Annotated in this window: 18 protein-coding genes; 8 read left to right on the top strand and 10 right to left on the bottom strand. The window is 61.2% G+C overall.

The window, feature by feature from the left end; genetic code table 11:
- Positions 1-13: 13 nt before the first annotated feature.
- From MHH62_RS22310 to fba, 4 genes are all read left to right on the top strand, one after another.
- The gene (locus MHH62_RS22310) at positions 14-1,177 is read left to right on the top strand and encodes a phosphoglycerate kinase (protein WP_003194956.1); all 1,164 of its coding nucleotides are present in this window, start codon (positions 14-16) and stop codon (positions 1,175-1,177) included.
- A gap of 31 nt (positions 1,178-1,208) precedes the next feature.
- Complete coding sequence (locus MHH62_RS22305; protein ID WP_003194953.1) at positions 1,209-1,436, top strand: hypothetical protein; 228 nt, start codon at positions 1,209-1,211, stop codon at positions 1,434-1,436.
- Between the two features lie 61 nt (positions 1,437-1,497).
- Positions 1,498-1,830 carry an MliC family protein gene (locus MHH62_RS22300; protein ID WP_014720277.1) on the top strand — a complete coding sequence of 111 codons (333 nt, stop codon included), beginning with the start codon at positions 1,498-1,500 and terminating at the stop codon, positions 1,828-1,830.
- A 124-nt stretch (positions 1,831-1,954) separates the two neighbouring features.
- Positions 1,955-3,019, top strand: coding sequence for a class II fructose-bisphosphate aldolase (fba, locus tag MHH62_RS22295; protein WP_003177554.1), 1,065 nt, complete (start codon positions 1,955-1,957; stop codon positions 3,017-3,019).
- A gap of 59 nt (positions 3,020-3,078) precedes the next feature.
- Here the strand turns inward: fba and MHH62_RS22290 are convergent, their stop codons facing one another.
- Together MHH62_RS22290 and MHH62_RS22285 are read right to left on the bottom strand one after the other, a co-directional pair.
- The gene (locus MHH62_RS22290; RefSeq protein ID WP_020301872.1) at positions 3,079-3,372 is read right to left on the bottom strand and encodes a hypothetical protein; all 294 of its coding nucleotides are present in this window, start codon (positions 3,370-3,372) and stop codon (positions 3,079-3,081) included.
- A gap of 482 nt (positions 3,373-3,854) precedes the next feature.
- Entirely contained in the window at positions 3,855-4,520 is a 666-nt protein-coding gene (locus tag MHH62_RS22285) for a polysaccharide lyase family 7 protein (RefSeq protein ID WP_014720275.1), read from the bottom strand.
- Positions 4,521-4,832: 312 nt separating this feature from the next.
- On the opposite strand from MHH62_RS22285, the gene MHH62_RS22280 reads away from it, so the two are divergent.
- From MHH62_RS22280 to MHH62_RS22270, 3 genes are read left to right on the top strand one after another with little or no spacing between them, the layout of a single operon-like run.
- Positions 4,833-6,938 (top strand): EAL domain-containing protein, encoded by a 2,106-nt coding sequence (locus MHH62_RS22280; RefSeq protein ID WP_020302128.1) that lies wholly within the window; start codon positions 4,833-4,835, stop codon positions 6,936-6,938.
- Between the two features lie 42 nt (positions 6,939-6,980).
- Positions 6,981-7,481 (top strand): M48 family metallopeptidase, encoded by a 501-nt coding sequence (locus MHH62_RS22275; protein ID WP_014720273.1) that lies wholly within the window; start codon positions 6,981-6,983, stop codon positions 7,479-7,481.
- A 17-nt stretch (positions 7,482-7,498) separates the two neighbouring features.
- Complete coding sequence (locus tag MHH62_RS22270) at positions 7,499-7,795, top strand: winged helix-turn-helix domain-containing protein (RefSeq protein ID WP_014720272.1); 297 nt, start codon at positions 7,499-7,501, stop codon at positions 7,793-7,795.
- Positions 7,796-7,893: 98 nt separating this feature from the next.
- On the opposite strand, the gene MHH62_RS22265 is transcribed toward MHH62_RS22270, so the two are convergent.
- Positions 7,894-8,346 carry a GNAT family N-acetyltransferase gene (locus MHH62_RS22265; protein ID WP_014720271.1) on the bottom strand — a complete coding sequence of 151 codons (453 nt, stop codon included), beginning with the start codon at positions 8,344-8,346 and terminating at the stop codon, positions 7,894-7,896.
- Between the two features lie 197 nt (positions 8,347-8,543).
- Here MHH62_RS22265 and MHH62_RS22260 point away from each other — a divergent pair, with 197 nt between their 5' ends.
- On the top strand, positions 8,544-9,281 hold the full coding sequence (locus MHH62_RS22260; RefSeq protein ID WP_014720270.1) for a transporter substrate-binding domain-containing protein: 738 nt from the start codon (positions 8,544-8,546) through the stop codon (positions 9,279-9,281).
- Positions 9,282-9,387: 106 nt separating this feature from the next.
- Here the strand turns inward: MHH62_RS22260 and yccS are convergent, their stop codons facing one another.
- The 7 genes from yccS to MHH62_RS22225 form a co-directional block, all read right to left on the bottom strand.
- Entirely contained in the window at positions 9,388-11,571 is a 2,184-nt protein-coding gene (yccS, locus tag MHH62_RS22255; RefSeq protein WP_014720269.1) for a YccS family putative transporter, read from the bottom strand.
- Positions 11,572-11,779: 208 nt separating this feature from the next.
- Positions 11,780-12,958, bottom strand: coding sequence for an NAD(P)/FAD-dependent oxidoreductase (locus MHH62_RS22250; protein ID WP_058410843.1), 1,179 nt, complete (start codon positions 12,956-12,958; stop codon positions 11,780-11,782).
- Positions 12,959-13,108: 150 nt separating this feature from the next.
- A complete protein-coding gene (gene dbpA, locus MHH62_RS22245; protein ID WP_229999345.1) occupies positions 13,109-14,446 on the bottom strand; it encodes an ATP-dependent RNA helicase DbpA in 1,338 nt (445 codons plus the stop codon).
- A gap of 130 nt (positions 14,447-14,576) precedes the next feature.
- On the bottom strand, positions 14,577-16,004 hold the full coding sequence (gene mdtD, locus MHH62_RS22240; protein WP_333959097.1) for a multidrug transporter subunit MdtD: 1,428 nt from the start codon (positions 16,002-16,004) through the stop codon (positions 14,577-14,579).
- Between the two features lie 36 nt (positions 16,005-16,040).
- Positions 16,041-16,931: an alpha/beta hydrolase gene (locus tag MHH62_RS22235; protein ID WP_339231916.1), complete on the bottom strand. Its 891-nt coding sequence runs from the start codon at positions 16,929-16,931 to the stop codon at positions 16,041-16,043.
- A gap of 72 nt (positions 16,932-17,003) precedes the next feature.
- A complete protein-coding gene (locus MHH62_RS22230) occupies positions 17,004-18,320 on the bottom strand; it encodes a TldD/PmbA family protein (RefSeq protein ID WP_339231914.1) in 1,317 nt (438 codons plus the stop codon).
- Positions 18,320-19,762 carry a TldD/PmbA family protein gene (locus MHH62_RS22225; RefSeq protein WP_339231912.1) on the bottom strand — a complete coding sequence of 481 codons (1,443 nt, stop codon included), beginning with the start codon at positions 19,760-19,762 and terminating at the stop codon, positions 18,320-18,322. The genes MHH62_RS22230 and MHH62_RS22225 overlap by 1 nt, the downstream gene beginning before the upstream one ends.
- Between the last annotated feature and the right edge of the window lie 243 nt (positions 19,763-20,005).

Here is a 20,005-nt window from a genome sequence, read left to right as displayed (position 1 = left end):
GGAACTGCGACCCATGACCGTGTTGAAGATGACCGACCTCGATCTGCAAGGTAAGCGCGTACTGATCCGCGAAGACCTCAACGTCCCCGTCAAGGACGGTGTTGTCACCAGCGATGCGCGAATCCTGGCCTCGCTGCCGACCATCAAGCTGGCCCTGGAAAAAGGCGCGGCCGTGATGGTCTGCTCCCACCTGGGTCGCCCGACCGAAGGTGAGTTCTCTGCCGAAAACAGCCTCAAGCCGGTCGCCGAGTACCTGAGCAAGGCCCTGGGCCGTGACGTGCCATTGGTCGCAGACTACCTGGGCGGCGTGGACGTGAAAGCCGGCGATATCGTGCTGTTCGAAAACGTGCGCTTCAACAAGGGCGAGAAAAAGAACAGCGACGAACTGGCCCAGCAATACGCCGCCCTGTGCGACGTGTTTGTGATGGACGCGTTCGGCACCGCCCACCGCGCCGAAGGTTCGACCCACGGCGTGGCCAAGTTCGCCAAGGTCGCCGCGGCGGGCCCGTTGTTGGCTGCCGAGCTGGATGCGCTGGGCAAGGCCCTGGGCGCTCCGGCCCAACCGATGGCGGCCATTGTTGCCGGCTCCAAGGTGTCCACCAAGCTGGACGTGCTCAACAGCCTGAGCCAGATCTGCAACCAACTGATCGTCGGCGGCGGCATTGCCAACACCTTCCTGGCTGCTGCCGGCCACCCGGTGGGCAAGTCCCTGTACGAGCCAGACCTGCTCGACACCGCCCGCGCCATCGCCGCCAAGGTCAGCGTGCCGTTGCCGGTGGACGTGGTGGTTGCCAAGGAATTCGCGGAAAGCGCCGCGGCGACCGTCAAGCTTATCGCTGACGTGGCCGACGACGACATGATCCTGGACATCGGCCCGCAAACGGCAGCCAACTTCGCCGAGCTGCTCAAGGCATCCCAGACTATCCTGTGGAATGGCCCGGTGGGCGTATTCGAGTTCGACCAATTCGGCAACGGCACCAAAGTGCTGGCTAAAGCGATCGCTGAAAGCTCGGCGTTCTCCATCGCTGGCGGTGGCGATACTCTGGCGGCAATCGATAAATATGGTGTGGCTGATCAGATCTCCTACATTTCTACCGGTGGTGGCGCTTTCCTCGAGTTCGTCGAGGGCAAGGTGTTGCCAGCCGTGGAAGTGCTGGAAACCCGAGCCAAAGGTTAAGGCTCGCGTGATCAGGAAAAGGAGCGTTCCCATGATCAAGTCGTTGGCACTGGTGATCGCAGCGGGCCTGTTGGCCGGCTGCGGCAGCACACCCAGCGCGGCGCCCGAGGCGGATAATGCCAAGGCACCGTTGAGAAAAAGCTGTTACCAGGCTGACTGGCAAGCCGAGACCATGCCGGTGATCAACAAGCGCATCGGCAACGAACGGCTGGAGAAATACGACTCCGCGCCCAACGGTCAGGAACAGGGTTGCCCATGACGGGTCTGATCCACTAACCGACAGCAACGGCGGCCCATAGGCCTCCCTGCGAGGATTGGCAATGAAAGGCGTTTTCGCCCTGGCAGCTCTGGCCCTGTTGGCCGGCTGCAGCAGCATGAACCTGTTCAACAAGGCAGAGCCAGCCGACAAATGGACCACCTGGACCTGCGACAGCAAGGCCGAGGTCAACTGGCGCTTTGCCAACCAGGCCCGTTCCGAAGTGGATGTACGCCTCGGCGGTTCGGACCAGGTTTATCGGCTCAAGCAAGAGGTAGCCGCCTCCGGCGTGCTGTATAGCGACGGCCAGTTGGCATTTCACACCAAAGGTGAGGAAGGCCTGGTGTACTGGGTGGCGACGGATGATTTGATTGGGCGCGGCTGCAAAGCCAACTGAACCCAACAGCAATAACGATTCAGCAGCACAAGGCTCAACCCCTTGATCTGCAATAACTTGAATAGCAGCCGCCGCTACGGCAGGCTTGCACGATTAACGACCCTCGACCGGGAGAGACAACACAATGGCACTTATCAGCATGCGTCAAATGCTGGACCACGCAGCCGAGTTCGGCTACGGCGTCCCAGCCTTTAACGTCAACAACCTTGAGCAGATGCGCGCCATCATGGAAGCCGCTGACAAGACCGACTCCCCCGTGATCGTCCAGGCTTCGGCCGGTGCTCGCAAATACGCTGGCGCCCCGTTCCTGCGTCACCTGATCCTCGCTGCCATCGAAGAATTCCCGCACATCCCGGTGTGCATGCACCAGGACCACGGCACCAGCCCTGACGTGTGCCAGCGCTCGATCCAACTGGGCTTCAGCTCGGTGATGATGGACGGTTCCCTCGGTGAGGACGGCAAAACCCCAACCGACTACGAGTACAACGTACGCGTCACCCAACAAACCGTGGCCATGGCCCACGCCTGCGGCGTTTCGGTTGAAGGCGAGCTGGGCTGCCTGGGTTCGCTTGAAACCGGCATGGCCGGCGAAGAAGACGGCATCGGCGCCGAAGGCGTGCTGGATCACAGCCAGATGCTGACCGACCCGGAAGAAGCGGCCGACTTCGTCAAGAAGACCCAGGTCGACGCCCTCGCCATCGCCATCGGCACCAGCCACGGCGCCTACAAGTTCACCAAGCCGCCTACCGGCGACGTGCTGGCCATCGACCGCATCAAGGAAATCCACAAGCGCATCCCTAATACCCACCTGGTGATGCACGGTTCTTCCTCGGTACCGCAAGAGTGGCTGGCGATCATCAACCAGTACGGCGGCGACATCAAAGAAACCTACGGCGTACCGGTTGAAGAAATCGTCGAAGGCATCAAGTACGGCGTGCGCAAGGTCAACATCGACACCGACCTGCGCCTGGCCTCCACCGGTGCGATGCGTCGCCTGATGGCCACCAACCCGAGCGAGTTCGACCCGCGTAAATTCTTCGGCGCCACCGTGACGGCGATGCGTGATGTGTGTATCGCACGTTATGAAGCGTTTGGTACGGCGGGTAATGCTTCGAAGATCAAGCCGATCTCACTGGAAGCGATGTACCAGCGGTATTTGAAAGGTGAGTTGAACGCTAAGGTGAACTGAGCCTCAAGTGTTAATAAAAAGCCCGCAGCGATGCGGGCTTTTTTATGGACACCATTTAATCAACTTGCAGATGAAGCGCCGAAACCACGGTGTTCAATGACCCGAAACACATCACTCACGTCCTGCACCAGAATGCGTGCGGTATTGGCCATGTTGTTCAGGTCGCGCTCGGCAAAATCCGGCAGGCTGGAGCAAGCCATCAGGTTGAGGTGTTCCAGAGCGGCGTTGAGGCGTTCGCGCAGGCAGGCGTGGAGTTCGAGCAGTGGGGCTTCACTGTCGATCAGCAGCACGGGGTAGTCGGTGGCGGTTTCTGTGCAGGGGCTAAAGCGGCGGGGTGGAAGCTGTTGGGTCATGGCAAATATTCCTCGTATCTGAAAAGGACTACCGCCATTCGCTGCGAAACGAAGTGGGTGGTAGCTGTGTGCAGGTTCGCAGACCGAGGATACGAGGAACCCGGCAGACCCGAAGGTCTCCCACACACAGCCACCATTAAACAGACGACGGGCGCCGAAGCGCTCATCGTTGTATTCATGATGCTTGGTTACACACGTATCGTTAGGGCTGCGAAACCCTATCGCCGATCAATGCCAGCGACGGGGCGAACTATAAGCGGCGATGTGGCTGGCCGCAACGGTGCTGTAGGACTCACACCGGACCTTGAAGTCGATGCATGGTCAATGTGGGAGCCGGGCTTGCCCGCGATGGCGGTGTGTCAGGCGCCTAGGATAGTGGCTGATGTGCCGCCATCGCGGGCAAGCCCGGCTCCCACAGGGGGCGGCGGTGTGTTTAAGGCTTTGGATTTATCTGGGAAAAATCCGGTGTCTCACGGGACGATTCACTCATGATCAATATCCAACTTCGCAAACGTCACCCGCGCGCCCTCATTGGTGTCGCCCGAATTGTCCTGCACGTACACCCCCGCCTTGAAGTACAACGGCTTGTCACCCCAGGCCGCGCCTATGCGTTCATTCCACTCACTGTCGGCGGCATACACGCTCAGCAGCCCGGCTTTGTTGAGGTTGATCACGTAGGTGAAGCTCTTCTGCAGTGGCACATTGGAGGCGACGATGATCACCTGGCTTTCGGCTTCGTCCGGGCGCATGCGCACTTTGGCGACGATGTTGCCGGTCTGGGTTTTCTCCTTGAATTGGTACTCCAGCTTGATCAACGGTTTCTGGCTGTCGTAGGCGTGGATCTGGCCGATCACGATCTTGCCGGAGGAGGGCACCTGGTTGACGGTGAGGGTTGCGCGCAGGAAGTTGTCGGCTTCGGGGTAGGTCCAGTTACGCAGGCGGCCGTCGGCGTAGGTTTCACGCAATTCGCTGCGTGGGTAGATGGCGTTTTCGGTGCGCGAGCCCGTCACAGGCGTCCAGAACTGCACATCGCTGCCTTCGGCCTGGAAGTATTGATCGTTGAAGCCGCTCATCAGCCTTGGCGTTTCAATGGTCGTGGGTGGGGAGCCGACCGGGATGCTCAGGTTCCAGGTGGAAAGGTCGATCATGGTGTTGGCCTTTTTACAGAGGGTGTAGGCATTGGCCCAAAGGGCCTTCCAGGTTCTTTATAGGCGGTGCGGGTGAGATTGTTAAACAATTGCTGGCAATTTATTGGCGTCAGAGGAATGCCAAAAAGCCATGTTGCCCGTGAACCGCGGGCTACAGGGCCTTACCGTTAGTCGGCTTCCTAGTCTTTGGCACAATGAGGGCACCCACGTCACTTCTGCTTTTTTGGCCGCGCGGCTAGAGTGAGCCCTCAGTGTTTATCCGGCCTTGGTAGCAAAAGTGACCGGTGCAGCTCCCTAAGGAAGAGACGTAGCATGGATGGCGCTCCGCAACACGACGATGCAATTTCGGTTCTGTTGGTGGTCGATGACTACCCGGAAAACCTCGTCAGCATGCGTGCGCTGTTGCAGCGTGACGACTGGCGGGTGATCACTGCTGCGTCTGGCCTGGAAGCCTTGGAGTTACTGCTGGCCCATGACGTCGACTTGGTGCTGCTGGACGTGCGCATGCCGGGCATGGACGGCTTTGAGGTCGCGCGCCTGATGCGGGGCAGCCAGCGCACGCGCATGACGCCGATTATCTTTCTGACCGCCACCGCCCATTCGCCCGACGCGGTGCTTGAAGGCTACGCCAGTGGGGCGATCGACTATCTGTTCAAGCCCTTTGACCCGCACATCCTCAAGCCCAAGGTGCAGGCGTTGCTCGAGCATCAGCGCAATCGCCGTGCCTTGCAGCGCCTGAGCCATGACCTGGAGTTGGCCCGCGCTTTTAATGCCTCGGTGCTGGATAACGCCGCCGAGGGCATTTTAGTGGTGAGCGAAAACAGTGTGATCGAGTACGCCAACCCGGCCATTTCCCGGCTGTTGAATGCGACGATGGCTGAGTTGCAGGGCGAGAGTTTCCTCAGTTTCCTGCAAAAGCCCCATGTGCCAGCCTGGTTGGGCTTCCCCATGTACGAGGCGTATCGCCGGGGCGAGACGTGGCGCCAACACGACGCCATTTTGCGCACCGGTCGGGGCCAGCAGGTGCCGGTAGCGTTGTCCTGCGCGCCCTTGCCTGTGGAGCAGAAGGCGATGGTGGTGACGGTGCTGGACATGTCCGAAGTACGGCATCTGCACCAGCAACTGGAGTTCCAGGCCGTGACCGACCCGTTGACCGGGCTGCTGAACCGGCGCGGTTTCCATCAGGCGATGGAGAATACGTTGCTGCGCAGCGAACGTAGCGAGCAGGCGCTGGTATTGCTGTACCTGGACCTGGATGGCTTCAAGCGGGTCAACGATACGTTGGGCCATGACGCCGGGGATCGCGTGCTGCGTTGGGTTTCGGAGCAAATGCAGGCGTGCCTGCGTTCCTACGACATTCTGGGGCGCATGGGCGGGGATGAGTTCACCGCGTTGCTGGAGCTGGAGTTTCCCGAACAGGCGGCGAAGATCGCGGAAAAGCTCATCGAGCGGGTTTCTGTGTGCCAGCAGGTCGATGGGCTGGAGGTGATGCTTGGGGTCAGTATCGGCATCGCGACCTTCCCGGATTGCGGCTCGGACTTGAGCGGCCTGCTGCGGGCGGCGGATATTGCCATGTACGAAGCCAAGCGCGCCGGCCGTCAGCAGTATCGTTACTACGACCAGGAAATGAACGGCCGCGCCCGCTCGCGGTTGATGCTGGAAGACAGTGTGCGTACCGCCATTGCCAACAAGGACTTCACCTTGGTGTACCAGCCTCAGGTTTGCCTGGAAGACGGGCGTTTGCGCGGCGTCGAAGCGCTGTTGCGCTGGCAGCATCCCAGCGTCGGCGATGTGCCGCCGGGCCTGTTCTTGCCGCTGCTGGAAGAGGCGCGGTTGATCAACCAGTTGAGTGCCTGGATCTACCAGCAAGTCGCTGCCCAGCGCCAGGCCTGGCAAGCCACCTTCGACCCCGAACTGGTGTTGAGCGTGAGCCTGAGCAGCAGCCAGTTCAACATGCCCAACCTGGCCAACCAACTGCAGCAGATGCTGGAGCGGCATGGATTACAGGCGCGGCAACTGGAGGTGGAAATCGGCGAGGACTGCTTGATGAGTAATCTTGCCGAGTCTACCAAGCAACTCCAGTTACTGCGCCGGATCGGGGTGCGGATTGCCCTGGACGATTTTGGCTGCGGCCAGTGCTCCCTGGCCCATTTGCGCGACCTGGCATTCGATACCCTCAAGCTTGACCCTCAATTAGTGGCGCGCCTGCCTGGCTCGGCGCGGGATGGGGCGATGGCGCGCAGCATCATCCAACTGTGTGAGCATTTTGGTGTGCTGGTGATCGCCGAAGGCGTGGAGACCCTTGAGCAAACACAGTGGCTAAAGGCCAATGGCTGCGCGTATATCCAGGGGCCGTGGGCGGCGCTGCCGTTGATGGCCGAAGACGTTGCCGGCTGGTCTTACCCTCGCGCGCTTTGAATTCGCTACACTGGCGCCCGTCCCAATTGCGTTGCAGAGCCCATGACCGCGTTGAAATACCTCCAGGCCTATCCCGCCGCGCTCCAGGAGCAAGTGCGCCAACTGATCGCCAAGGACCAGTTGGGGGCTTACCTGGAACAGCGCTACCCCGAACGCCATGGGGTGCAGAGCGACAAGGCCCTGTACGCCTATGCCCTGGCCTTGAAGCAGGAGCACCTGCGTAACGCGCCGTCTATCGACAAGGTGCTGTTCGACAACCGCCTGGACCTGACCCATCGTGCCTTGGGTTTGCACACCACGATTTCCCGGGTGCAAGGCGGTAATCTCAAATCCAAGAAAGAGATTCGCATCGCGTCGCTGTTCAAGGAGGCGGCCCCGGAGTTTCTGCGCATGATCGTGGTACACGAGTTGGCTCACTTCAAGGAGTCGGACCACAACAAGGCGTTCTATAAACTCTGTCAATACATGATGCCGGGCTACCATCAGGTGGAATTCGACCTGCGTGTGTACCTCACCTGGCGCGATTTGCAGGGCAAGCCCTAACCCCAAGGCGACTGACCATGGATGTGAGCAAGACCAAAAGCAGCTTCTACCGCCGCCTGTACGTGGCGTACTTGATCGACAGCCAACTGGCCAGCAGCGTCCCGGCGCTGACCGAGGCCACCGGCATGCCTCGGCGTACCGCCCAGGACACCATTGCGGCGTTGGCCGACCTGGATATTGTGTGTGAGTTCGAGCAGGAGGACGGTGCGCGTCACCATGCCGGGCGCTATCGGATCCGGGACTGGGGGGCGATTGATCGGGGGTGGATCGAGGCTAATCTGGCGTCGATCAAGCAGGTGTTGGGCTATCCCTGAAGGTCGGCTTTGGCAGGACTGACGCTATCGCGGGCAAGCCCGGCTCCCACAGTTGAATGCGTTCCAATGTGGGAGCTGGCTTGCCTGCGATGGCGCGCTCAGAGGCGCCGCATACCAATATGTGGAATATCATCTTCCAGGTATTCCTCACCCGCCACCACAAACCCATACCGCCCGTAATACCCCTGCAAGTGCGCCTGGGCCGAGAGAAAAATCGGCGTTTGCGGCCAGATATCCTCAATACGCTCAAGCGCCTCTTCCAGCATTTGATGCCCCAGCCCGGTGCCCCGTGCCGCTGGCGAAACGATGACGCGGCCAATCACCACATCGCCGCCCTGGGTCTCCGGGTCCAGCAGCCGCAGGTAAGCCACCAGCTCGTTATCATTCCAGGCCATCAGGTGGTGGGTGTCCCCCGCTAGGTCCTGCCCGTCGATGTCCTGATACGCGCATTTCTGCTCGACGACGAATACCTCGCTGCGCAAGCGCAGGACGGCATACAGCTGGTCCTTGCCCAAGTCGTCGTGATGTTTGCAAACCCAATCAACCGTCATGATGTGTGCTCTTATAAAGACGTGCCTGGATAGTAAGCGTGACGGGCGCCGCTGTCTAAAATTGACAAATGTGTGAATGGCGTCAATTTGCCATCATTCAGTGCGTGCGCCGTTGGCTTCTTTGTGTAATCTGCAATGCAAGCTTATTGATGAGCTACTGTTATCAGGCCACCGCCTGCCCGCCAAGGACTTTGAGCATGCCGCGATTGACTCGTGCCGTTGCTTTGATCGCAGTGCTGCTACTGGCCCAACCAGTGCTGGCACAGCGTCTGCGTCTGGTGGCGGATGGCTGGCCGCCATTCACCGATGCCACCTTGATCAATGGCGGCTTGGCCACGGATATCGTCAGCACGGCCCTGGCCCGTGCGGGGTACGCGAGTGATTTTGAACAGGTGCCTTGGGCTCGTGCGCTCAAGGGCGTGGGCGATGGGCGCTACGATGTGCTGATCAACGCCTGGTACGACGAGGCCCGCACGCAGTTTGGCCAATTTTCTGCTGAGTACCTGCTTAACCGTGTGCGCTTTCTCAAGCGCAGCGACGATGACATCGTTTATCAGAACCTGGCCCGACTGCACGACGAGACCATCGCCGTGGTACGCGGTTACGCTTACTCGGCTGCGTTCGATCAAGACACCCAGCTACAGAAAGTACCGGTGCACAACTTCGCCATGGCGGTGCGCATGCTCGCGGCGCGGCGTGTGCGGTTGACGCTGGAAGACGAATACGTAGCGCGCTATTACCTGGCTCGGGAGTCGCCGCGGGTGCGCAATGCCGTGGCGTTTGTGGGCAAGCCGTTGAGCGAGAACAGCCTGCATATTCTGGTCAGTTTGAAGAACCCCGAGCATGCGCAAATCGTTGCCAGCTTTGATCGGGAGATTGCCAGGATGAAGGCTGATGGCAGTTATGCGCGCTTGATGAAGGCGCATGGGATGTAGCGTGCTTGCGGGCCTCATCGCGGGCCAGCCCGGCTCCCACATTTTGCCCGCCTTCTTATATTGGAACTCGGTCAAATGTGGGAGCTGGCTTGCCTGCGATAGCGGTCTAAGCCGCGCCGGTCTCCTTGATCAGATGCGCCGCCAACGTACGCAACGGCCCCAACTGCCGGCAAATCAACGCCAACTGCGTCTGCACCAACCGCTGCGCCTCATCGATCTCATCGGGCATTTGCTCCAGCTCGGCCGCCAACCCTTCCTCGGCATCACTCTGGATCGCAATCGGCTGTTTATTGGCCAGGCCGGTGGCGATCTCATCGATGCTCGCCGCCAGGCTGTTGCCCGCGCCTTCGATCAAGTGCTCGCGTACGTCGGTCGGTAGCTGAGTATCGCGGTGTGCACCCAATCCGGATAAGTAGCTGAGCAAGGTGTGAGACAGCACCAGGAAGCGGAAGCCCACGTCGGCTTCCTTACGGAAGTGCCCCGGCTCCATCAGCATATTCGCCAGGGTGGTGGACAACGCGGCATCGGCGTTGTGGGCGTTGCGGCGGGCCAGGCGGTAAGCCAGGTCGTCACTCTTGCCGGCGGCGTATTGCTGCATGATCTGGCGCAGGTAGATGCTGTTGCAGGTCAGGGTATTGGCCAGCACTTTGTTCAAGCGTCGGCCTTGCCAGTCCGGCAGGAACAGGAACACCGCCAGGCCCGCGATCAGGCTGCCGAGCAAGGTATCGAACAGGCGCGGCAGGAACAGCCCGTAGCCATCGCCCACCTGGTTGAAGCAGAACAGCACCATCAGGGTGATCGCCGCCGTCGCCAGGGTGTAGCGGGTGGTGCGGTTGATAAAGAACACCAGGCCTGCGGCGATAGCGAACATCGACTGCACCACTGGGTTGGGGAACAGATCAAACAGCGCCCAGGCCACGGTGAGGCCGATGGCGGTGCCGATAATCCGCTGGCCGAGCTTGCGCCGGGTGGCGCCGTAGCTCGGTTGGCACACGAACAGGGTGGTGAGGATGATCCAGTAACCCTGAGACGCGTGAATGGCGTGTAGGGTGGCGTAGCCGACGGTCAACGCCAGGGACAGGCGCAGGGCGTGGCGAAACAGCAGCGAGGTGGGCGTCAGTTGGGTGCGCAGGCGCGTCCACATTTCCTTGAGGTTGCGCGGGGCGCGGTCCAGCAGGTTACTGTCGGTGGCGTCCGCCAGGGCATCGGGGTTGCTGGCGTCGCCCAGCAGGCGGTCGAGGGTGGACAGGTTGGCCGCCAAGGCTCGAAGTGAACGCAGCAGGCCACGCCAGGCTGGGTTGCTCTGGATGCGCAGGTGCTCCAGGGACGCGTTGAGGTCGCCCAGGGCTTGGGCAAAGCTGTCGTCATAGATGAACGGTTGGCGCAGTTGGATCGACTCAGCCAGGGTCTGGCAGGCCTTGCCTTGCTGGCGCAGCAAGCGCTGGCAGCGAAACAGCACATCGCTATGGAAGAAGGCTTCAGTAAGGGCGTTGTAGGGGTAGTGGGAGGAACTGGCGCGCTCGTGGATGTCCTGGGCCAGGAAGTACAGTTTCAGGTAGCGGCTGACCTTCGAGCCCGGTCGGCCATTGCCGACGCGGTGCAGGATGATTTCCTTCGCGGCATTCAGTGCAGCCACTACTCGGCCATTTTGCTGGGCCAATTCCAGGCGTCGCGCTTCCACATCCAGCTGCCGGATCGGTTCGAACAACGATGACTTGAGCTTGAGGTAACGCCCCAGCTCGCGGAACAACCGCGCCAGGCTCTGCTGCACCGGCTGGTTGGAAAACAGCGCCTGCCACAGCACGGACAGCACGCCGTACCAGGCGGCACCGGCGACCAGCAGCAGCGGCTCATGCCAGAAATCCGTGACGGCGCCGCCGCGCTGGTCCACGCCGATCATGGTGTAGACCGACAGAATCAAGGTGGCCGAGGCAATCGCGCCATAGCGTTCGCCCAGTGCGCCGAGCATGGTCAGGCCGAAACTGGCCACGGCCAGGGCGACGGCAAATATCCAGGGGTAGGGGAACAGCAGTTCTACCGACAGCGCGGCGATGCTGAAACACACCAGTGTCACCGCCAGCGCATTGAGACGGCCTTGCCAGCTGTCATCGGTCTCGGCCAGGGCGCTGGCGATAATCCCCAGGAACAGCGGGATCAGCAGCGTCATTTCATCCTGGTACCAACACAATGCCATGCTGCCGGTGAGGGCGATGAACACCCGTACGCTGTAGCTGAATTTATCCAGCGCCCACAGGCGCCGCATGGACTGCTTGAACGAGGTCGATGACATGAAGTCTGGAGTCTTCCGGGACGTTGTCGCTAAATTGAGCCAGTAATGACGCCACGGCAAGCGTGGCGATCACATCGGACAGCAAAATTTTCAGGATCACTGCAAAACCAATGTGGGAGCTGGCTTGCCTGCGATAACGATGTGGGATTCACTGCCGCTATCGCAGGCAAGCCAGCTCCCACAGGGGGATTGCATCTCAAGGTGCACATCAGGCGTATTGCGCGGCCGCGTAACCCGAGGCCCAGGCCCACTGGAAATTGAACCCGCCCAGGTGGCCGGTCACATCCAGCACTTCGCCGATAAAGTACAGGCCGGGGCTTTTCAGCGATTCCATGGTCTTGGACGACACTTCCCGCGTATCCACCCCGCCCAATGTCACCTCGGCAGTGCGATAACCCTCGGTGCCGGCCGGTACCAGTTGCCAGCTCCCCAGCTTTTGCGCGATATCGGCCATTTCAGCGTGGGTGTACTGCTTCATCGGTTTGGATTCGAACCAGCTTTGGGCCAGCAGGTTGGCCATCTTCTTGGTGAAGATCTCGCCCAGCAGGGTTTTCAACTCGCTGTTGGGGTGTTCGGCCTGTTGCTGTTGCAGCCAGGCATGGGCGTCGTGGTCGGGCAGCAGGTTGATTTCCACCGTGTCGCCGGGGTGCCAATACGAGGAAATCTGCAAGATCGCCGGCCCGCTCAGGCCGCGATGGGTGAACAGGATGTTCTCGCGAAAACTCTGGCCGTTGCAGCTCACCAGGCAGTCGACCGAGGTGCCGGACAACTCGCCGCACAACTCCTTGAGCTGGTCGGTGATGGTGAACGGCACGAGCCCGGCGCGGGTTGGCAGCAGTTCATGGCCGAATTGCCTGGCCACTTGGTAACCGAAACCGGTGGCGCCCAGCGTCGGGATCGACAAACCGCCCGTGGCGATCACCAGGGATTCACAGCGCAGTTCACCCAGGGTGGTTTGCAGTTGATAGCCGCTTTCGAGCTTGGCGATTGCCTCGATGGAGGTGTCCAGGTGCAGGCTCGCGCCGGTCTGGATGCACTCGTCGAGCAGCATGCCGAGGATGTCGCTGGACTTGTTGTCGCAGAACAGCTGGCCGAGTTTCTTCTCGTGGTACGGCACGCCGTGTTTGGCCACCAGCCCGATAAAATCCCACTGTGTATAACGGGCCAGGGCCGATTTGCAGAAGTGCGCGTTGTGCGAGAGGAAGTTGGCCGGCTCGGTGTACATGTTGGTGAAGTTGCAGCGGCCGCCACCGGACATCAGGATTTTCTTGCCGGCCTTGTTGGCGTGGTCGATCAACATCACCTTGCGCCCACGCCCGGCGGCGGTCAGCGCGCACATCAAGCCTGCGGCGCCGGCGCCAATGATCACAACTTCGGTCGAGCGCACAGCCATGTCCTCACAAAACTATTGATTTGAAATGCCATCAACCCTGTGGGAGCTGGCTTGCCTGCGATAGCGGTAGTGGATTCACCGTCGCTATCGCAGGCAAGCCAGCTCCCACATTCATTCGGTTCCTGTAATGGGAACTCGGTGTTATTACAAAATGCGCACGCGCAGCGAACGGCCTTTGATCTTGCCGTCATTCAAACGCTGCAACGCCTGCTTGGCGATGCCGCGTTCCACGGCCACGAAGGCCTGGAAATCAAAGATAGCGATCTTGCCGACCTGGGCACCCGGAATGCCGGCTTCACCGGTCAATGCGCCGAGGATGTCGCCTGGGCGAACCTTGTCCTTACGCCCGGCAGCGATGCACAGGGTGCTCATCTGCGGCAACAGCGGGCCACCGCTTTGCGGCTTGAGGTTGTCCAGTTGGTCCCAGTTCAGCGGCGACTTCTGCAGTTGCTCAATGGCCTGGGCGCGGTGGGCTTCGGACGGCGCCACCAGGCTGATGGCGATGCCGGTCTCACCGGCACGGCCGGTACGGCCTACACGGTGGATGTGAATTTCCGAGTCGCGGGCCAGTTCGACGTTGATCACCATGTCCAGGGCGTCGATGTCCAGGCCTCGAGCGGCGACGTCGGTGGCCACCAGCACCGAGGTGCTGCGGTTGGCAAACATCGCCAGTACCTGGTCACGGTCGCGCTGTTCCAGGTCACCATGCAGTCCAACAGCGGAAATGCCCTTGGACGTCAGGTGGTCGACGGTTTCCTGCACTTGCTGCTTGGTAAAGCAGAACGCCACGCAGGAGGCCGGGCGGAAGTGCGCCAGCACCTTGGTCACGGCGTCCATGCGCTCTTCCGGGGAGATCTCGTAGAAGCGTTGTTCGATCTGGTCGTCGGAGTGGAACGCTTCGGCTTTCACTTGCTGAGGCGCACGCATGAACTTGGAGGCCAGTTGCTTGATGCTCACCGGGTAGGTGGCCGAGAACAGCAGGGTCTGGCGGCGCGGTGGGGTCTTGCTGATGATGTCTTCGATGGCGTCGTAGAAGCCCATGTCGAGCATGCGGTCGGCTTCGTCGAGAATCAGGGTGTTCAAGCCGTCCAGCACCAGAGAACCTTTACGCAGGTGCTGCTGGATGCGTCCCGGGGTGCCGACGATAACGTGGGCGCCATGCTCCAGGGAGGCGATCTGCGGGCCGAGGGACACGCCGCCGCACAGGGTCAGTACCTTGATGTTGTCTTCGGCACGGGCCAGGCGGCGGATTTCCTTGGCGACCTGGTCGGCCAGCTCACGGGTCGGGCACATCACCAGCGCCTGGCAACCGAAGTAGCGCGGGTTGATCGGGTTCAACAAGCCGATGCCGAAGGCGGCGGTCTTGCCGCTGCCGGTCTTGGCCTGGGCAATGAGGTCCAGCCCTTTGAGGATCACCGGCAAGCTTTGCGCCTGGATCTGCGTCATCTCGACGTAACCCAGCGAGTCGAGGTTAGCCAGCATGGCGGCGGACAGGGGCAAAGTATTAAAAGCGGTGGCGATGGTAGTCACGGGACTGGCTCTGCAAAACAAAATGTCGCGCAGTGTACCAGTCTCGTGGGATTTTCCTCGCAAGTTCTCGACGAGACGCCCGTTAGTGCTCGATATCGTGCTCGCGGCTGACCACCCGTTTGCCGTCTTTAGGCGACAGTTGCAGGAAGATCGCCGCCGCCAGCATCGCCATGATGCCCACGGTGAGGAAGGTCAGCTGGAACGCGCCGAGGACACTTTCCACACCGTCATTGCCGGCCTCGGCAGTAAACCCGCCAAGCAACGCGCCGGCACAGGCCACGCCGAGGCTGAGGGACAGCTGCGCCACCACCGACAGCAAGCTGTTGCCGCTGCTGGCCTGGGCGTCGTCGAGGTCGATCAGGGTGACGGTGTTCATCGCGGTAAATTGCAGGGAGTTGATGGCCCCCAGTACCGCCAGCATGGCCAACAGCAGCGGGTAGGGCGTTTGTTCGCTGACCAGGCCCATGCTCGCCAGCATCAGGCCCAGGGCCAGGGTGTTGCCGGTCAGGACGATGCGGTAGCCGAGGCGCTCGATAAGCGGGCGCGCGATGGATTTGGCGAACATTGCCGCCGCCGCCAGCGGCAGCATGCTCATGCCGGCTTCTGACGGCGAATAGCCCAGCGCCACTTGTAACAGCAGCGGCACCAGGAACGGCAGTGCGCCGCTGCCCAGGCGCGCAAACAGGTTGCCGAGGATCCCCACGGCAAAGGTGCGCGTCTTGAACAGCACCGGCGAGAACAGCGGGTTGTCGATGTGCCCGGCGCGCAGCCAGTACGCCGCCAGGCAGGCAAGCCCGCCGAACAACAGCAACATCACCCGCAGGTGCGGCAGGTGCAGTTCGCCCAGGCCCTCCATGGCGATGGTGATCAGTACCATCGCCGCGCCGAACAGCAGAAAGCCCAGGCCGTCGAAGCGCGTGCGCTCGCTGCCGCGCAGGTCGGGGATGAATTTCCACACGGCATAGCAGCCGATCATGCCCACCGGCAGGTTGATCAGGAAGATCCAGTGCCAGGTCAGGTATTGCACCATCCAGCCGCCCATGGTCGGGCCAAGCAAGGGGCCGAGCAGGCCGGGAATGGTGATGAAGCCCATGATCCGCACCAGCTCGGAACGCGGATAAGCGCGCAGTACCACCAGCCGCCCGACCGGCAGCATCAGCGCACCGCCCAGGCCCTGGATCACCCGTGCGCCCACCAGCATGCTCAAGCTACTGGACAGCGCACACAGCAGCGACCCGATGCTGAACAGCATGATCGCGCCAAAGAAAATCTTCTTGGTGCCAAAGCGGTCAGCGATCCAGCCCGATGCCGGAATCAGCAAGGCAACGGTGAGCATGTAGGCGATCACCACCCCTTGCATGCGCAGCGGGTTTTCCGCGAGGTCCTGCGCCATGGCCGGCAGCGCGGTGTTGAGAATCGTCCCGTCCAGCGACTGCATGAAGAAGGCAATCGCTACCACCCAGGGGAGCCAGCGGGCAGTCTTGGCATCGAGAGGGGCACGATTCGGCATGGGATCCCTTTTAATTAGCAGGCTATGTGTCGGCGATTATGCGCCATCCGTCGCGCCTTTTCCCACTGGCGGTTCGTCTATAGCTGACAATGTCACATGTTCGCCCACCAGGAAATCCAGCAACGCCCGATGCACTGCCAGCGCGGATTCGCGGGACTCCAGGTCGAGCAGATGGCCGGTGTGTTCGGCCACCGCAAAGCTGCTGCGGCCTACGTAGTGTTTGAACAGCTGGGCCTCGTCAGCCGGCGTGTATTCGTCCAGTGCGCCGTTGAGAAAGTGCACCGGTGTTTCAATCTGCTTGAGCGCCGGCAGGTAATTGCCATCACCCAAGCCCAGCACCTGATGAATATGAAAGCGCGCCTGGCGGTACTCGGTGGTGGCCATGGTCGACAGGTGCCGATGGTTATTGCGTTTGAGGCGCGGCGACAGGTATTTGCCCACCGTTTCGTTGAGCAGATGGCCGACCGCCGACTTGTCATCGGCCTCGATCAGCACACGCACACGCTCGACATACTCCAGCATCGCCTGGTTGAGGTTGGGCGCCAGCGCCATCACCACCGAGCTTTCGATGGAGGGCGGGTTATGCGCCAGGGTCAACAGCGTGGAGATGCCGCCCCAGGAGGCCGAGACTAGATGGTTGACCTCAAAGCGATCCACCAAGGCACGCAGGATTTGCACCTCGTCGTCCTTGGTGACCAGGTCGAGTTCGGTGTTGTGCTCGCGTGACAAGCCAGAGAAGGGCAAGTCGAACAGCAGCACATTGAAGTGCTCGGCCAGGCATTTGCTGGTACGGGCAAAGGAGCGCGTGGTGGATAACGCGCCATTGACCATCAGTACGGTTTTTCTATGTGGGTCGTTACTAAGTTGCTCCACGTGAACGTTGTATTGCTTGAACAGTTTTTCTATGACGAAACTTCCATGGTTCATCTCAAGACTCCAGCTTGCCCAGTCCAGGCAAGGTCATGCATCACGTGCAGGCACGTGGGCGGGTGGCAAGATTTATAAGGTCAGGGTCAAACGCTTGATCAAGGCTCCCGGCAATAGGTTGGAGGCAGTATTACGCTGGCTGTAGGTACTGGGCGACAGCAGCAGTTCTCGATCAGTGGTCAACGCTTCAAGCTGTGAGCCAAGCAGGCTGTAAACACTGTCATCAAAGCGCATGGTGCTGACCGGTGCCTTGATTTCGCCATTCTCCACCCAGAAGGTCGCAAAGCGCGTCATGCCGGTCAGGCGCGCTGCCGGCAGGTCGGAGTAGTTCAGGTACCAGAGGTTGCTGATATACAGCCCTGTGCCCAACTGCTTGAGAATATCGGCCTGGGCCAGGTTGCCTGCGGCCATTTGCAAGGCGCTGGGCGACTCGTCGCTGCTGGCGCCGTTGGTGCTCAAGCCGTATTCGGCGGCGCTGCGAGAGTTGATCAACTGGCCCTCGGCCTTGCCTGCGTTGATCAGGGTGACATCCTTGCGCGGGTAGCCTTCAGTGGAAAACGCCTGGCTCAGGGAGCCGCTGATCTGCTCATCCACCGTCACCAGCGGGCTCAGTGACTGATCACCCGCGTACAGGCGTTGCAACGAACTGCCTTTGCTCGCGATGGCCTGGGCCGAAAAACCACCCCAGGTGATGATGCTGATGATTTCTTCCAGCGCTGCCGGCGCCAGGTAGGCGCGGTATTGGCCGGGTGCCAGGGTGTGGAGCGGGCGACCGAGAAACGCCAGTTGCTCACGGGCCTGTTGGAAACGGGCGGCGAATTCGACGCTGTTCCAGGTGTGCCCGGCGTAGCTGGCTTTTACCGCTTCGCCATTGGCGTGGAACAGGCTGAAGTCGAAATTGAAGCTGTTAGCCCGGTGCCAGCCGAACGCACCCAATGAGCTGGCGAAACCGCGGCTGATCGGGCCGGAGGCGTAGAAGCCAACCAGGTCCACGCCATCGGCGGCCCGGCTGATATCGTCCAGCACTTGGGCCAGTTCCGGCAGCGGGCGCAGCTGTTCGTTATGGTTGTGCCAGGCGTCGGGGTTCAGCAGCAGGTACGGGTCAGGCGGCAACAGCGGCAAGGTTTCGCGCAGTTGTTGCAGGCCATTCGCCAGGCGCTGGCGATCCAGCTGCGCCTCGCCCGACAGGGTGATGCCCAGGTCGGCGTGGCGCCCATCGTTGATCAGCTTGAGGTTCAGGCTGGCCTGCTGTACCTGCCCGGCCTGGCGTACCTGCGCGTGGTTGAAGCGCACGAACTCGGACGCCTCATCCGCGTAGCCGAGGTGAAATTGTTCTTGATCGGTGACCGCCTGCTTGAGCCAGTCCACCAGTGCCTTGAAATGGTTCATCAGGCATCGCCCCCAAATACATCCACATTGCTGAATACACAGGCCGGCGACGCATGGCCGACACGGATCACCTGGTTGGGTTCGCCCTTGCCGCAGTTCGGCGTGCCCAAGACCTTGAAGGTGCTGGCGTCGCCCACCGCGCTGAGCTTGCGCCAGAACTGCGCGGAAATCGCCCGGTAGTTGGGGTTCTTCACCACGCCCTTGAGCTCGCCGTTTTCGATCAACTGGCCCCACTCGCAGCCGAACTGGAACTTGTTGCGCGCATCGTCGATGGACCACGAGCGGTTGGTCGACATCAGGATGCCGCTCTCAATGCCGCCCACCAATTGCGCGAGGCTTTTATCCCCAGGCTCGATATTCAGGTTGGCCATGCGGTCGATGGGTGCACGGTTCCAGCCGCAAGCGCGGCTGTTGGCGACGCCTGGCAGGTTGGCGCGAAATTGCGATAAGGCCCCGCCCAAGGGCTTGAGCAGCAGGCCCTCGCGAATCAGAAATTGCTTGCTGGCAGGCGTGCCGTCGTCGTCATGAGCGTAGCTGGCAAGCTGTTCGGGGATGTCCGGGTCGAAAGTGACGTTGAGCAGCGGCGAGCCATATTGCAGGTGGCCGAAATCGCTGGCTTTCACAAAACTGGTGCCGGCGTAATTGCGCTCGTCACCGAGGATGCGATCCAGCTCCAGCGGATGGCCGATGGACTCGTGGATCTGCAGGATCATCTGGTCGGGCATCAGCAGCAGGTCACGCGGGCCGTGGGGCGTATTCGGTGCGAGCAGCAATTGCAGGGCTTCGTCGGCCACCTTGCGGGCGGCGCCCACCAGGCCAAAACGCTGGATCACCCCGGCACTGCCTTGCTGGCCGAAGTTGGTACCGCCCAGGGTACGGGTCTGGCTGTCGTTGCCGTCGAAGGCGGTCACACTCAGGCCCGGAAAGACAAAGCGCTGGGCCTGACGCAATTGGGCGCCGGCGCTGTTGAGGTAGATCTGTTCAACCCGCGTGGTCCCCAGGCTGACTTCCCAGCTCACCAGGCGCTCATCCTCGGGCACGGCGGCGGACTCATCGCCGAGCAATTGGTAGCAGTCGCTCAGGGACGGGAAGGGCTGGTCGAGGTCGGGCGACAGGTAGTCGGCGACGTCGCTGGACACCGGTTGCTGGTGCAGGTCGAGCAGGGCGTGGGGCTTGATAAGCCTGGCTTGTTGTTCAGCGCGCTCAAGGGCGGCCTGCAGACCGGCAAGGGAAATATCGTTGGTCGCGGCGTAGGCTTCCACGCCGTTGAGACGCACGGTGAGCATGGCGCCTTCATCATGGCCCAGGTGAGGCGGCTCGGCGACGTTCTTGCGTACCGACAGGTACTGGCCGGATTCGCGCACGTAGCGCAGGGAGAAAAATTCGGCGGTGGTGCGCAGGGCACCGAAGTGTTTCTTGAGCGTGGCGTGGTGTTCGAACATGGGGCCTTCCTTGTGGGCGGCTCGGCGCGGGCAGGCGAACAGAGTAGGCCTGGGCGAGGAGCTGATCAAGGGAGGTTTTGTTGTGTGATCGTTCCCACGCTCTGCGTGGGAATGCCACCCTGGACGCTCTGCGTCCGCTCTTGAAGGGCGTGACGCAGAGCATCACAGGATGCGTTCCCACGCGGAGCGTGGGAACGATCATCAAGGAAAGTGTCGGCGGGTAATTTTGCGGTGTCTGGTCGG

The organism is Pseudomonas sp. FSL L8-0168, assembly GCF_037976155.1.
Classification (GTDB): domain Bacteria; phylum Pseudomonadota; class Gammaproteobacteria; order Pseudomonadales; family Pseudomonadaceae; genus Aquipseudomonas; species Aquipseudomonas paracarnis.
The sequence above is the reverse complement of the archived record's forward strand: the minus strand, read 5'-3'. Positions and strand labels throughout refer to the sequence as shown.

Coding starts and splice junctions, on each gene's coding strand:
- MHH62_RS22310 (WP_003194956.1), top strand. CDS start 14: ATGACCGTGTTGAAGATGACCGACCTCGATCTGCAAGGTAAGCGCGTA.
- MHH62_RS22305 (WP_003194953.1), top strand. CDS start 1,209: ATGATCAAGTCGTTGGCACTGGTGATCGCAGCGGGCCTGTTGGCCGGC.
- MHH62_RS22300 (WP_014720277.1), top strand. CDS start 1,498: ATGAAAGGCGTTTTCGCCCTGGCAGCTCTGGCCCTGTTGGCCGGCTGC.
- fba (WP_003177554.1), top strand. CDS start 1,955: ATGGCACTTATCAGCATGCGTCAAATGCTGGACCACGCAGCCGAGTTC.
- MHH62_RS22290 (WP_020301872.1), bottom strand. CDS start 3,372: ATGACCCAACAGCTTCCACCCCGCCGCTTTAGCCCCTGCACAGAAACC.
- MHH62_RS22285 (WP_014720275.1), bottom strand. CDS start 4,520: ATGATCGACCTTTCCACCTGGAACCTGAGCATCCCGGTCGGCTCCCCA.
- MHH62_RS22280 (WP_020302128.1), top strand. CDS start 4,833: ATGGATGGCGCTCCGCAACACGACGATGCAATTTCGGTTCTGTTGGTG.
- MHH62_RS22275 (WP_014720273.1), top strand. CDS start 6,981: ATGACCGCGTTGAAATACCTCCAGGCCTATCCCGCCGCGCTCCAGGAG.
- MHH62_RS22270 (WP_014720272.1), top strand. CDS start 7,499: ATGGATGTGAGCAAGACCAAAAGCAGCTTCTACCGCCGCCTGTACGTG.
- MHH62_RS22265 (WP_014720271.1), bottom strand. CDS start 8,346: ATGACGGTTGATTGGGTTTGCAAACATCACGACGACTTGGGCAAGGAC.
- MHH62_RS22260 (WP_014720270.1), top strand. CDS start 8,544: ATGCCGCGATTGACTCGTGCCGTTGCTTTGATCGCAGTGCTGCTACTG.
- yccS (WP_014720269.1), bottom strand. CDS start 11,571: ATGTCATCGACCTCGTTCAAGCAGTCCATGCGGCGCCTGTGGGCGCTG.
- dbpA (WP_229999345.1), bottom strand. CDS start 14,446: ATGCTGGCTAACCTCGACTCGCTGGGTTACGTCGAGATGACGCAGATC.
- mdtD (WP_333959097.1), bottom strand. CDS start 16,004: ATGCCGAATCGTGCCCCTCTCGATGCCAAGACTGCCCGCTGGCTCCCC.
- MHH62_RS22235 (WP_339231916.1), bottom strand. CDS start 16,931: ATGAACCATGGAAGTTTCGTCATAGAAAAACTGTTCAAGCAATACAAC.
- MHH62_RS22230 (WP_339231914.1), bottom strand. CDS start 18,320: ATGAACCATTTCAAGGCACTGGTGGACTGGCTCAAGCAGGCGGTCACC.
- MHH62_RS22225 (WP_339231912.1), bottom strand. CDS start 19,762: ATGTTCGAACACCACGCCACGCTCAAGAAACACTTCGGTGCCCTGCGC.